The sequence below is a fragment of the Bacillus sp. M13(2017) genome (genome assembly GCF_002218325.1).
In the GTDB taxonomy this organism is placed as follows: domain Bacteria; phylum Bacillota; class Bacilli; order Bacillales; family Bacillaceae_G; genus Bacillus_A; species Bacillus_A thuringiensis_K.
Genome location: NZ_KZ268502.1, coordinates 34,755 through 47,748, shown reverse-complemented (window position 1 = coordinate 47,748; position 12,994 = coordinate 34,755). Strand labels below are relative to the sequence as shown.

Sequence of the window (12,994 nt, the reverse complement as noted above, 5' to 3'; positions counted from 1 at the left end):
TTTTTTCATGGGTAAAGGGAAAAAATACGGAAGGCAAATAATTAATAATGAAAGGCAATAAGTTCAAGTAGGGTAATATTCACTATTGTAACCCTTTTATCTAGTTTTAATCAATACGTTGGAACACAAATACAAGAAGCGAAGACAAGAAAATTTGTCTTCGCTTCTTATTTAATTTAGTTCCAGCTTCAACAGCTAGAATGGTCGGTGGCTTCGCGTCTTCCTACGAGGCAAAAAGCGCCTCTACGTCAGAAGCTCCATCCCCCTCCCATTCTGAACGAGCTGCTTACGCTTTTTATTTAATAACCAAGTTTGGTTTTTTATTCAAGCTATGACGTCCATCCACGAAGCGTACTGTGCCTGATTTTGCGCGCATAACAAGGGATTGCGTTGTTCCTACGCTACCTTTAAATTGAACACCGCGTAATAGTTCTCCATCTGTTACGCCTGTTGCTGCAAAGATTGCATCGTCACCTTTTACTAAGTCCTCCATACGAAGGATACGATTAATGTCTTCTATGCCCATTTTTTTACAACGTGCTAATTCAGCTTCGTTTTGTGGCAATAGTTTTCCGTGAATTTCTCCACCTAAACATTTTAAAGCAACTGCTGCTAATACACCTTCAGGTGCTCCACCAGATCCAAATAAAATATCTACACCTGTACGATCAAATGCTGTATTAATTGCTCCAGCTACATCTCCATCATTAATTAATTTAATGCGAGCACCAGCTTTACGAATTTCTTCGATAATTTCTTGATGACGTGGACGATTTAAAACTGTCGCTACAACATCTTCAATATCTTTATTTTTTGCTTTCGCAACTGCACGTAAGTTATCAATAATAGGCGCATCAATGTCGACCGCCCCGACTGCTTCTGGGCCAACCGCGATTTTATCCATGTACATGTCAGGGGCATGTAACAAATTACCGTGGTCTGCAATTGCAATAACAGCAAGAGCATTCCAGCCACCAGCTGCTACGATGTTTGTCCCTTCTAAAGGATCAACCGCAACGTCTACACGTGGTCCATATCCTGTACCTAATTTCTCTCCGATATATAGCATTGGTGCTTCATCCATCTCACCTTCACCAATTACAACTGTACCTTTCATCGGAATTGTATCAAATACATCACGCATAGCTGATGTTGCTGCACCATCTGCTTCATCCTTTTTCCCGCGCCCCATCCAACGCGCTGATGATAAAGCTGCAGCCTCTGTTACACGTACTAACTCCATAGATAAACTTCTTTCCACGATAATCCCTCTCCTTTAAGCCTTTATATTTCTGCCGTATTTTGTGAACCGTGTTTTTCTATAAAGTGTACTTCCGCAAGTAGTGATGCTTCGCTTCCCCCTTGCGGAAGTATCACTTATGCGTTCTTCATCTCTTCAATTTCTTGCTTTGTCATTTGTTCTCGCCAAATGTTTGCTCCAAGCCCTTTAAGCTTGTCCACTATATTCTCATAACCTCGATCAATATGCTCAAGTCCTGTTACTTCTGTAATTCCATCTGCCATTAACCCTGCAATAACAAGTGCCGCTCCCGCTCGTAAATCACTCGCCTTCACTTTTGCACCTTGCAGTAACACAGGACCAGTTACAATTGCCGAACGACCCTCTACTTTAATTTGAGCATTCATACGACGTAATTCATCAATGTGCTTGAAACGGGCACCGTAAATTGTATCTGTTACAACTCCCGTCCCGTGCGCCTTTGTTAAAAGCGTCGTAAACGGCTGTTGTAAATCCGTTGGAAAACCTGGATATACAAGCGTTTTGATATCAACTACTTTTAGCTTTCTATTACCGTTCACCGTAATTTGATCATCGTTCGTTTCAACTTGAACACCAGCTTCTCTTAGCTTTGCAGTAACTGATTCTAAATGCTGAGGAATAACATTATCAACCGTTACTTCTCCTCCTGATGCAGCTCCTAGAATCATATACGTACCAGCTTCAATACGATCTGGGATGATAGTATGGTGACAACCATGTAAAGAGTCCACACCATCTATTCGGATTACATCTGTACCAGCACCTTTAATACGTGCTCCCATGCTTGTTAACAATGTAGCTACATCAATGATCTCGGGCTCTTTCGCTGCATTTTCAATAACAGTTCTACCTTTCGCTCGTACAGCTGCTAGCATAATATTAATCGTAGCTCCTACACTAACAACATCTAAATAAATACGTGCCCCACGTAGCTCATCTGCTCTTAAATAGATGGCACCTTGTTCATTCGTAACATGTGCACCTAGCGCTTCAAACCCTTTAATATGCTGATCAATCGGCCTCGGTCCTAAATGACATCCACCCGGAAGCCCAATAACAGCTTTTTTAAAACGGCCAAGCATCGCACCCATTAAATAATAAGAAGCGCGCAATTTTTTCACTTTTCCATTTGGCAAAGGCATTGCAACCATGTTAGAAGGATCGACTACCATCTCCTCCTCCTGTCCATAAGTTACTTTCCCTCCAATTTCCTCTAGTAAGTCTCCTAACATTTTCACGTCCGAAATATTAGGGACACCACCAATAGTTACTGGAGTATCTGCTAAAATTGTCGCTGGAATTAATGCAACGGCACTGTTCTTTGCACCACTTACTCGAATTGTTCCATTTAAAGCTCTTCCGCCTTCAATTAGCAATTTTTCCATATTGAGCTCCCTTCTTGTGAATGTATTTACTTTCTATCTTTTTATAGAAAGCTCCCCTTAAGAATCTCAATTACTCTTTCCATCCCAAAACTCAATAAATAGGAAACCATTATCTTCATTTCTCCTATAGCACGAATAGATAAAGATCAACTATTCATCGAATTCACTTTATCAATTTAGATACGTTATCACATTTATTAATAGGACTATGCACATTATTTTCTATTTAAAAACCAAAAATGATAAAATCTTTAGACTTGTTCACGCTTTCATTATACAACGAAAGGAAACCGTCTAAAAGACTAGACGGTTTCCAAAACGGAATTTTATTCTTACGCTTTACCGTTAGAACCGAATTCGCGAATTTTACCAATAACAGTTGCTTTGATAGCGTCGCGGCCAGGTCCGATAAATTTACGAGGATCGTAAACTTCTTGGTCTTTGTTTAATACTTCACGAACAGCTTTTGTAAACTCGATTTGGTTCTCAGTGTTTACGTTGATTTTTGAAGTACCTAAAGAGATAGCTTTTTCGATATCAGCAGTTGGGATACCAGTACCACCATGTAATACTAAAGGTACGCCAGTGAAGTCACGAACTTGTTCCATTTCAGCGAATCCTAAGTTAGGCTCACCTTTGTAAGGACCGTGTACAGAACCTAAAGCTGGAGCTAGGCAATCGATACCTGTTGCTTCAACAAGGTGCTTACACTCTGCTGGGTCAGCGTAAATTACGCCTTCAGCGATTACGTCGTCTTCTTGTCCGCCAACTGTTCCAAGCTCAGCTTCAACAGATACGTTACGAGCGTGTGCGTATTCTACTACTTGTTTAGTAGTTTCAACGTTTTCTTCGAATGGGTGGTGAGAAGCGTCAATCATTACAGATGTGAAACCTGCATCGATTGCTTCTTTACATTTTTCGAAGCTTGAACCATGGTCAAGGTGAATCGCTACAGGAACAGTGATGTTCATTTCTTCGATTAAAGCTTTAACCATAGCTACAACTGTTTTGAAACCAGTCATATGACGAGCTGCACCCTCAGATACACCTAGGATTACAGGAGATTTTTCTTCTTCCGCAGCAGCTAAGATAGCTTGAGTCCACTCTAAGTTGTTCATGTTGAATTGACCAACTGCGTATTTTCCTTCTAGTGCTTTGTTTAGCATTTCTTTCATAGAAACTAAAGGCATGGTGAATCCTCCTAAAAAACGTTTTTTGTATCCGATAAGTTCTTATCGCTGGTAGTATGACCAGAATAAGGTAAAATATGTATATCTACATACCGGACTTTTTTCTACACTCAATAGGATAACAACTTGTACTCAAAAACTCAACCGTATTCACCTGCACAATAGTCCATGTAAACGCTTTTTTCCATATTTTTTATAAAAAATTCATTTTTATGCCTCTACAGCGAGCTCATTTCTCACAGCTTGACGAATTTCATCAATATCAAATGGTTTAGCAAAATGCATTAAAGCTCCTAAATCTTTTGCTTCTTGGATCATATCAAGTTCTCCATAAGCAGTCATTAAAATTACTTTAATACTCTCATCAATTTCTTTTACATGCTTTAAAATCTCTATACCATCCATGCCTGGAATTTTCATATCTAACACTACTAAATCTGGATTATCTTTTTTCACGATATCTAAAGCTTGAAATCCATTTGCTGCTTGGAATGTCTGATAACCTTCTTTTTGGAACACTTCATGTAATAACACACGAATCCCATATTGATCATCAACGATTAAAATTTTACCTTCCATAATTCCCAACCTTTCTGTGTAAGTACAAGATTTAAAGCTTCTTATATCTTAACGATTTATTTTCGCTATTCTTTGGCAAATTCCTTCCTATTCTTTCTTATTTTACCGTTTCCTATTTTGTTATGCTACCCTACGATTTCACCTTTCTAAAAAAATAAACTATAATGAAAGCCGGCAAACACGTACGAAGGGAGTAACATTATGTTAAAAATTTTTTCAACTCAATTAAGTGGTTATTTCTCCAGAGTTTCTCAAAAAGAAGAAATGAATATAGAAGATAGCGCTCGTTTACTTGCTCAAGCACTAGTTGGCGATGGTTTCATTTATTTATATGGTACAAATGAGATGGAGGGCGTTATTGCCGAAGCACTATTCGGTGCTGAACCAATGAAGCAAGCAAAACGCTTATTTGAAAATGGTAAAGAAGCAGAAGTAACCTCTGCGGATCGTGTACTTCTTATTAGCCGTTTTTCAACAGATGAAGCGGTTGTAGAAATTGCAAAAAAACTACAAGAAGAGGGACACTCTATTGTCGGCATTTCTGCTCTTCAAGAAGGTACGGAATCACTCGAACGATATACAGACGTACATATTGATATAAAACTGTTAAAAGGTCTTATTCCAGACGATGAAGGTAATCGCTACGGATTCCCAAGTTTAATAGTAGCTTTATTTGCTTATCACGGAATCAAATTTACAATCGATGAAATGTTAAACGAATATTAAAAAAAAGCGCCTTATTTCAGGCGCTTTTTTTATTACTTGCTCTCTTTATTCGTAATAGAAGCTCTTACGAAGTCATGGAACAATGGTTGTGGACGGTTTGGACGAGAAACAAGTTCTGGATGGAACTGTGCTGCCACGAACCAAGGGTGGTCTTTTAATTCAATGATTTCAACTAGACGGCCGTCTGGGCTTGTACCAGAGAATACAAATCCTTCTTTTTCCATATCCGGACGGAACTGGTTGTTGAACTCATAACGATGACGATGACGCTCATATACAACCGGCTCATTATAAGCATTGTAAGCATTTGTTTCTTCAGCAAGCTTACATGGGTATAGACCAAGACGAAGTGTACCACCTAGGTCCTCTACATCTTTTTGTTCTGGTAATAAGTCGATGATTGCATATGGTGTGTCAGGGTTGATTTCAGAAGAGTTAGCACCTTCTAAACCTAATACATTACGCGCGAATTCGATTGATGCAAGTTGCATACCTAAGCAAATTCCTAAGAATGGAACTTTGTTTTCACGAGCATATTGAATCGCAACGATTTTACCTTCTACACCACGATCACCGAAGCCACCTGGTACAAGGATACCATCTGTATCGCCAACTAATTCTTTTACGTTTTCTGCTGTTACGTGCTCAGCATTTACCCATTTCACTTCTACATCTGTGTCGAATGAGTAACCAGCATGACGAAGTGCTTCTACAACAGAAATATAAGCATCTTGAAGTTCTACATATTTACCAACAAGAGCGATTTTTGTTTTCTTAGAAAGATTACGCACTTTGTTAACTAGAGCAGTCCACTCTGTCATATCTGCAGCTGGATTGTCTAATTTTAAGTGGTCACAAACGATTTGGTCCATGTTTTGTTCTTGAAGAGATAATGGAACCGCATATAAAGTATCTGCATCGCGAGCTTCGATAACTGCTTTTGTATCGATGTCACAGAACAATGCAAGCTTGTCTTTCATATCTTGAGAAACAGGCATTTCTGTACGAACAACGATAATGTTTGGTTGAATACCTAAGCTACGAAGTTCTTTAACACTATGTTGTGTTGGTTTTGTCTTCATTTCACCCGCTGCTTTTAAGTACGGGATTAACGTACAGTGAATGTACATTACATTGTCACGACCGATGTCGCTCTTAATTTGACGGATTGCTTCTAAGAATGGTAGAGATTCGATGTCACCAACAGTCCCACCGATTTCTGTAATAACAACATCCGCATTTGTTTCACGACCAGAACGATATACGCGTTCTTTAATTTCGTTAGTAATGTGAGGAATAACTTGAACTGTTCCTCCTAAATATTCACCGCGACGCTCTTTTTGAAGAACTGAAGAGTAAATTTTACCTGTTGTTACGTTGCTGTATTTGTTTAAGTTAATGTCGATAAAACGCTCATAGTGACCAAGGTCTAAGTCAGTTTCTGCGCCATCATCTGTTACGAATACCTCACCGTGTTGATATGGGCTCATAGTCCCTGGGTCTACGTTAATGTATGGATCAAACTTTTGAATCGTTACGTTTAAACCACGATTTTTTAAAAGTCTTCCAAGAGATGCTGCTGTAATACCTTTTCCTAAAGACGATACTACACCGCCTGTTACAAAAATATACTTAGTCATGAAAAAGCTCCCTTCTATTTTGCTGTTATATAATCACCGTTGCAAAGCGCAACGTATGTAGATAACACTGTATCCATCTTATTGTTAGACTCTTTTTATTTTCTAAACAAAAAACAAAAAAGAAAATTGCTCCCCTCATCACAAAAAGTAATAAGTAGGGAGCAATTTTCTTTTATATTTACACTTTAAAAGTATTATCGTCCTTTTTTAAAGAGCCCAAAAATGATTCTACATGGACGATAATGAAAAGTCAAGAACTACAGTTCTTCCTCTTCTTCTTCTTCAGTTTCATCATACTCAAGTTCTTCTTCAGCGAAGTCATCGTCATCTTCGTCTAAATCATCAAGATCGTCGTCATCTCCGTCTTCTTCTTCAAGAACCTTGTCCAAATCTTCTACATCGTCTTCATCTTCACTTACGTCTGCATCGTCGAAGTCATCTTCATCTTCTTCAATGTAGTCATCAAAACCGTCTTCTTCAACTTTACGTTTCTTCTTCGGTTTTGGTTGAGGCAAGATTTCTTCATCAATTTGCTCGTATGGGTACCAGCTGCGTAGTCCCCAACGATTTTCTCCTAAATTAATGAAACGTCCATCGATGTTTAAGTCTGTATAAAATTGTGCGATTTTCGCATTAACTTGCTCTTGAGATAGTCCCAGCACTTGAGCGATTTCTTGAACCAACTCGTTGAATGTCGTTGCTTGTTTTTTATCCCCTAAAACGCTATGTACAACTTCAATCATTGAACATTCTTTTAGCTCTTCTGGTGAATATTGCTTAAAATCCACTTATGCGGCACTTCCTTTCATCAAATATAACCTTATATATAACGGCCTGCTTAAAAAAATCCATACTATTCATTATAAACAAAAGTCGCACAAATATGCTACAAAAAAAACGGGAAACTTTTATAGGGTAGTAAAATTATAATTTGTCTGTTCCTTATTTCGGAAGCATATGGGCCCCTTGCAATACATACCTAATTTGCATTTCTGTATATTCTTCGAGCGTATACAGTTTTTGCAACGCCCAGCGTCTAAATCCCCACATCTGCCCTTGTATAAAAATATTATGGGCAAGAAGCTGTATTTCTTTTTTATTTAATGTAAATGTTCCATTTTCCGTACACTGTTCTAAAATATCCTCGAACATTCCTACCATTTGAAACTCCTTTTCTAATACATACGGAAGTGATTCTTTCGGTAAAAAGCGTACCTCTTGATACATTATCAATACTTCTTCCTGCAATTCGTCCATCACTTTAAAGTAATTCGTTATTGCTATCTTTAAACTTTCTACACTCCCTTTTTCTGTACACACTACTTCCTCTAATCGTTCTTTTACATGTTCATATATACTATCACAAACTAAATATAAAACATCGTCTTTTGTACGAATGTACTCATAAAGTGTCCCTATACTAAATCCAGCCGCTTTTGCAATTTCTCTCGTTGTTGTACGCGGAAATCCTTTTTGTTTAAACAGTTGCACCGCACCTTTAATCATTTGTTCACGTCTTAACGCAACTAATTTTTCATCTTTCACCGATGCATGTACATTATGTTTAACCATTCCCTTCACCTCTCTCTATTATTTTTTGGAAGGAAAAAGCGTAGGAAAATACCTACGCTTTCGTTCCTACTTCGTTAACATACGAGAAATTACAAGCCTCTGAATCTCTTGTGTTCCTTCATATATTTGTGTAATCTTTGCATCTCTCATATAACGCTCTACTGGATAATCTTTCGTATAGCCGTAACCACCAAATACTTGCACCGCTTCAGTCGTCACCTTCATAGCTGTATCCCCTGCAAATACTTTTGACATCGCTGATTCTTTTCCATACGGAAGCCCTTCTGATTCAAGCCAAGCCGCTTGATATGTTAAAAGGCGTGCCGCTTCTACATCTGTTGCCATATCTGCAAGTTTAAAGCCAATCCCTTGCTGCGCCGCAATTGGTTTTCCAAATTGATGGCGCTCCCTTGCATATTCTACAGAAGCATCTAAAGCCCCTTGTGCAATACCAACAGCTTGCGCCGCAATACCGTTACGACCTCCATCTAATGTTTGCATCGCAACTTTAAACCCTTGCCCCTCTTCTCCAAGTAGATTCTCTACAGGAATACGGCAATCTTCAAACATAATTTCAGTCGTTGGTGAAGAGCGAATCCCTAGCTTGCTCTCCTTCTTCCCAACTGAAAATCCCGGTGTATCACTTTCTACAATAAATGCACTCGTACCACGCTGCTTCGATTCAGGATCAGTTAGCGCAAAAACAACATAAATATCAGCAATACCGCCATTTGTAATGAAAATTTTTGATCCATTTAAAATATAATGGTCTCCATCTCTCTTTGCAATTGTCTTCATTCCACCAGCATCCGATCCAGATCCTGGCTCCGTTAAGCCGTATGCACCAATTTTCTTCCCTTCAGCCATCGGTCGTAAAAACTTTTGCTTTTGCTCTTCCGTCCCAAATTTAAAAATTGGCCATCCCGCAAGTGAAGTATGCGCGGACAGTGTTACGCCTGTTGAAGCACAAACGCGAGATAATTCTTCAATAGCGATTACGTACGCTAAGTAATCGCTTCCAATTCCGCCGTACTCTTCAGGCCATGGAATACCAGTTAAACCAAGCTCTGCCATTTGATCAAATAATTCTCGATCAAATCGCTCTTCCTCATCACGCTCAGCTGCTGTTGGTGCCACTTCATTTTTAGCAAAATCTCGAACCATTTTTCTTATCATTTCATGTTCTTCTGATAGTTTAAAATGCATCTCCGTCTCCCCCTCGCCCTTTTATAAAGCACGGCTAATAACAAGTTTCTGTATTTCACTTGTTCCTTCATATATTTGCGCGATTTTCGCATCACGGAAAAATCGTTCTACTGGATAGTCTTTCGTATAACCGTAACCACCAAATACTTGCACCGCCTCAATCGCGACTTCAACCGCTGTCTTAGAAGCAAATAATTTCGCAATAGATGCTTCTTTACCGCATGGTAATCCTTGTGCCCTAAGAGATGCCGCTCTATATACGAGTAACCTTGCTGCCTCGACACTTGTTGCCATATCTGCAAGCTTGAAGCCAATCCCTTGCTGCGCCGCAATGGGCTTCCCGAATTGTTCTCGTTCTTTTGCATAATCAATCGCACATGCAAGCGCCGCTTCAGCAATTCCTAACGCCTGTGCACCGATTCCAATTCGCCCAACATCTAAATTCGCCATCGCCACCTTGAATCCTTGTCCTTCTTCCCCAAGTAAATTCTCAGCTGGCACTTTCATATCTTCAAAAGTAAGTTGTACTGTACGAGAACCGAGAAGTCCCATCTTATGTTCATCTTTTCCGATGATTAAACCAGGTGTATCTTTCTCTACTATAAATGCAGAAATACCACTTTTTCCTGCCTCTGGATTTGTAGAAGCGAATACAATGTATGTACTTGCTTCACCACCATTTGTAATAAACACTTTCGATCCATTAATAATATAATGATCACCTTTTTTCACAGCTCTTGATTTCAAACTCCCTGCATCTGATCCTGCATTTGGCTCTGTTAAAGCAAATGCGCCTAAATATTCCCCGGTTGCAAGTTTAGAAACATATTTTTTCTTCTGTTCTTCTGTTCCGAAATATAAAATCGGATTCATTCCAACTGACGTATGTACAGCTAAAATTACACCAACTGTTGCACTGACCTTTGAGATTTCCTCAATTGCTAGAATGTAAGAAATAAAGTCCATTTCTGCCCCGCCGTATTTTGCAGGCGCTGGAATACCCATTAATCCAAGCTCACCCATCTTTTGCAAAATCTCTTTCGGGAACACCCCTTGTTCCATGCTAGGAACAAAGGGAGCTATTTCCTTCTGTGCAAAGTCCCGAACCATTTTCCTCATCATTTGCTGCTCTTCATTAAAACGAAAGTTCATATATTCCGCCTCCATTTGCTATATATCCTTTAAATAATTTGGTAAGACCACTATGTTGTAACAAAGGGGGCATTTATTCGTAAACGTAGAATCCACGGCCTGTTTTACGCCCTAACCATCCTGCATTCACATACTTACGTAATAACGGACATGGGCGATATTTACTATCTCCTAATCCTTCATGCAAAACTTCCATAATGTATAAACACGTATCTAAACCGATAAAATCAGCGAGTGTCAAAGGCCCCATCGGATGGTTCATACCAAGCTTCATGACTTCATCAATTGCTTCTTTCGTCGCTACACCTTCATATAACGTATAAATCGCTTCGTTAATCATCGGTAGCAAAATGCGGTTTGATACAAAACCTGGGAAATCATTCACTTCAACTGGTACTTTCCCAATTTTTTTCGTAATATCTTCAATTGCTTCATATACCGCATCATCGGTAGCCAAACCACGAATAATCTCAACAAGCTTCATAACTGGAACTGGATTCATAAAGTGCATACCGATTACTTTTTCCGGACGCTTCGTTACCGCTGCAATTTCTGTAATTGGCAGAGATGACGTATTCGTCGCTAAAATTGCGTGTTCTGGAGCAATTTCATCTAGATTCGCAAAGATTTTCTTTTTAATATCCATTTTCTCAACAGCTGCTTCAATAATAAGATCCGCTTCTTTCACACAATCTAAATCAAGCGTTACTGTAAGACGATTTAATGTCGCTTCCTTCTCTTCTTCCTTCATGCGTCCTTTTTCTACTTGGCGCGCTAGGTTTTTCGTAATGATAGCCAATCCTCTATCTAATTGCTCTTGTTTTAAATCTTGTACCTTCACGTCATATCCTGCCATTGCACATACTTGTGCAATTCCTGATCCCATTTGCCCTGCACCAATTACAACAATGTTTTGTACACCCATTTTTTCTTCCCCCTTAATTGTTAATAAATTTTATACCCTCGAACTTTAATTAGTGAACTTCAATCATCACTGCGTCCCCTTGACCGCCACCGCTACAAATCGAAGCAATTCCAATTCCGCCGCCGCGCTGCTTAAGTGCATGGATTAGTGTAACGATAATGCGCGCTCCGCTTGCTCCAATCGGATGTCCCATCGCCACTGCGCCGCCATTTACATTCAATTTTTCTGGATCAATTCCTGCGATTTCTGTACTTGCGATTGCTACCGCTGCAAATGCTTCATTAATCTCGAATAAATCGATGTCTTCAATTGTCTTGCCTGTTTTTTCAAGCAATGCGTTAATTGCATAACCTGGCGTTCTTGGGAAATCTTTAGATTCCACTGCAATTGCTGTATGCGCCAAAATTGTCGCTAATGGCTTTCTTCCTTCTTGCTTCGCTCTGTCTTCGCTCATTAATACAAGTGCGGCACCACCATCGTTTAGTCCTGGCGCATTACCAGCTGTCACCGTCGCTGTCTTATCAAATACAGGTTTTAACTTTGCTAACTTTTCAATCGTTGTATCTTCACGTGGCGCCTCATCCTTTGCAACGACAATAGGATCGCCTTTTCTTTGCGGAATCGTTACTGGTACGATTTCCTCTTCAAAACGCCCTTCTTTATGCGCTGAAACCGCACGCTGATGGCTACGATATGCCCATTCATCTTGCGCTTCGCGAGAAATTCCATCTTCCTTTGCAACTTCTCCGCCATAAACGCCCATGTGTGTACCTGAAAATGCGCATGTTAAACCGTCAGCAACGTTTAAATCAATAACTTCGTTGTTGCCCATTCTGTATCCCCATCTTGCTCCACGTAAAATGTAAGGACTGTTACTCATCGACTCCATACCGCCAGCTACAATCAGTGATTGATCGCCAGTACGAATAATCTGATCCGCTAACGTAACCGCACGAAGCCCTGATGCACAAACTTTATTCACTGTTTCCGTCTGCACTTCCCAAGGGATTCCAGCAGCCCTCGCAGCTTGGCGCGATGGAATTTGTCCCTGCCCACCTTGAATAACCGTTCCAAATATAACTTCTTCAACATCACTAGCCGCAACATTTGCTCTTTCAAGCGCTGCTTTAATTGCAATTCCTCCAAGTTCCGTCGCTTTTACATCTTTTAAAGATCCTCCAAATTTTCCAACTGGTGTTCTTGCAGCACTTAAAATAACTGTTTTACTCATGTTTCTTTCCCCCATTTCATTTTTTAACACTGAGCGCTCGCTCGGTATCCCTACGTTGAGAAGAGGTGCAATCATTGCACCTCTTTCTAAAGTTGTATACATTCTT

Annotated in this window: 12 protein-coding genes; 1 reads left to right on the top strand and 11 read right to left on the bottom strand. The window is 39.7% G+C overall.

Annotation, left to right across the window (positions count from 1 at the left end):
• Positions 1-295 precede the first annotated feature (295 nt).
• The 4 genes from glpX to spo0F form a co-directional block, all read right to left on the bottom strand.
• Entirely contained in the window at positions 296-1,261 is a 966-nt protein-coding gene (gene glpX, locus CGQ22_RS09300) for a class II fructose-bisphosphatase (protein WP_000442340.1), read from the bottom strand.
• A 116-nt stretch (positions 1,262-1,377) separates the two neighbouring features.
• Positions 1,378-2,667: a UDP-N-acetylglucosamine 1-carboxyvinyltransferase gene (gene murA, locus CGQ22_RS09290; protein WP_000413254.1), complete on the bottom strand. Its 1,290-nt coding sequence runs from the start codon at positions 2,665-2,667 to the stop codon at positions 1,378-1,380.
• Positions 2,668-2,999: 332 nt separating this feature from the next.
• Entirely contained in the window at positions 3,000-3,857 is an 858-nt protein-coding gene (locus tag CGQ22_RS09285; protein WP_001131855.1) for a class II fructose-bisphosphate aldolase, read from the bottom strand.
• 210 nt (positions 3,858-4,067) lie between these two features.
• Positions 4,068-4,436 carry a sporulation initiation phosphotransferase Spo0F gene (spo0F, locus tag CGQ22_RS09280; protein ID WP_000398594.1) on the bottom strand — a complete coding sequence of 123 codons (369 nt, stop codon included), beginning with the start codon at positions 4,434-4,436 and terminating at the stop codon, positions 4,068-4,070.
• Between the two features lie 201 nt (positions 4,437-4,637).
• Between spo0F and CGQ22_RS09275 the strand changes: the two genes are divergently transcribed.
• Positions 4,638-5,162 carry a DUF2529 domain-containing protein gene (locus CGQ22_RS09275; RefSeq protein WP_000912412.1) on the top strand — a complete coding sequence of 175 codons (525 nt, stop codon included), beginning with the start codon at positions 4,638-4,640 and terminating at the stop codon, positions 5,160-5,162.
• A 32-nt stretch (positions 5,163-5,194) separates the two neighbouring features.
• On the opposite strand, the gene pyrG is transcribed toward CGQ22_RS09275, so the two are convergent.
• The 7 genes from pyrG to CGQ22_RS09240 all read right to left on the bottom strand — a co-directional run bounded on the left by pyrG (position 5,195) and on the right by CGQ22_RS09240 (position 12,990).
• Positions 5,195-6,802 (bottom strand): CTP synthase, encoded by a 1,608-nt coding sequence (gene pyrG, locus CGQ22_RS09270; protein WP_000170460.1) that lies wholly within the window; start codon positions 6,800-6,802, stop codon positions 5,195-5,197.
• Positions 6,803-7,059: 257 nt separating this feature from the next.
• Positions 7,060-7,590, bottom strand: coding sequence for a DNA-directed RNA polymerase subunit delta (rpoE, locus tag CGQ22_RS09265; RefSeq protein ID WP_000346280.1), 531 nt, complete (start codon positions 7,588-7,590; stop codon positions 7,060-7,062).
• Between the two features lie 154 nt (positions 7,591-7,744).
• Positions 7,745-8,374, bottom strand: coding sequence for a TetR/AcrR family transcriptional regulator (locus tag CGQ22_RS09260; protein WP_000238603.1), 630 nt, complete (start codon positions 8,372-8,374; stop codon positions 7,745-7,747).
• 66 nt (positions 8,375-8,440) lie between these two features.
• The gene (acdA, locus tag CGQ22_RS09255) at positions 8,441-9,580 is read right to left on the bottom strand and encodes an acyl-CoA dehydrogenase AcdA (protein ID WP_000545543.1); all 1,140 of its coding nucleotides are present in this window, start codon (positions 9,578-9,580) and stop codon (positions 8,441-8,443) included.
• Between the two features lie 21 nt (positions 9,581-9,601).
• Positions 9,602-10,732 carry an acyl-CoA dehydrogenase gene (locus tag CGQ22_RS09250; protein ID WP_089148598.1) on the bottom strand — a complete coding sequence of 377 codons (1,131 nt, stop codon included), beginning with the start codon at positions 10,730-10,732 and terminating at the stop codon, positions 9,602-9,604.
• Between the two features lie 73 nt (positions 10,733-10,805).
• Positions 10,806-11,657, bottom strand: a complete 852-nt coding sequence (locus CGQ22_RS09245) for a 3-hydroxybutyryl-CoA dehydrogenase (RefSeq protein WP_000538874.1) — start codon at positions 11,655-11,657, stop codon at positions 10,806-10,808.
• Between the two features lie 49 nt (positions 11,658-11,706).
• Positions 11,707-12,990 carry an acetyl-CoA C-acetyltransferase gene (locus tag CGQ22_RS09240; protein ID WP_002026635.1) on the bottom strand — a complete coding sequence of 428 codons (1,284 nt, stop codon included), beginning with the start codon at positions 12,988-12,990 and terminating at the stop codon, positions 11,707-11,709.
• Positions 12,991-12,994 lie beyond the last annotated feature (4 nt).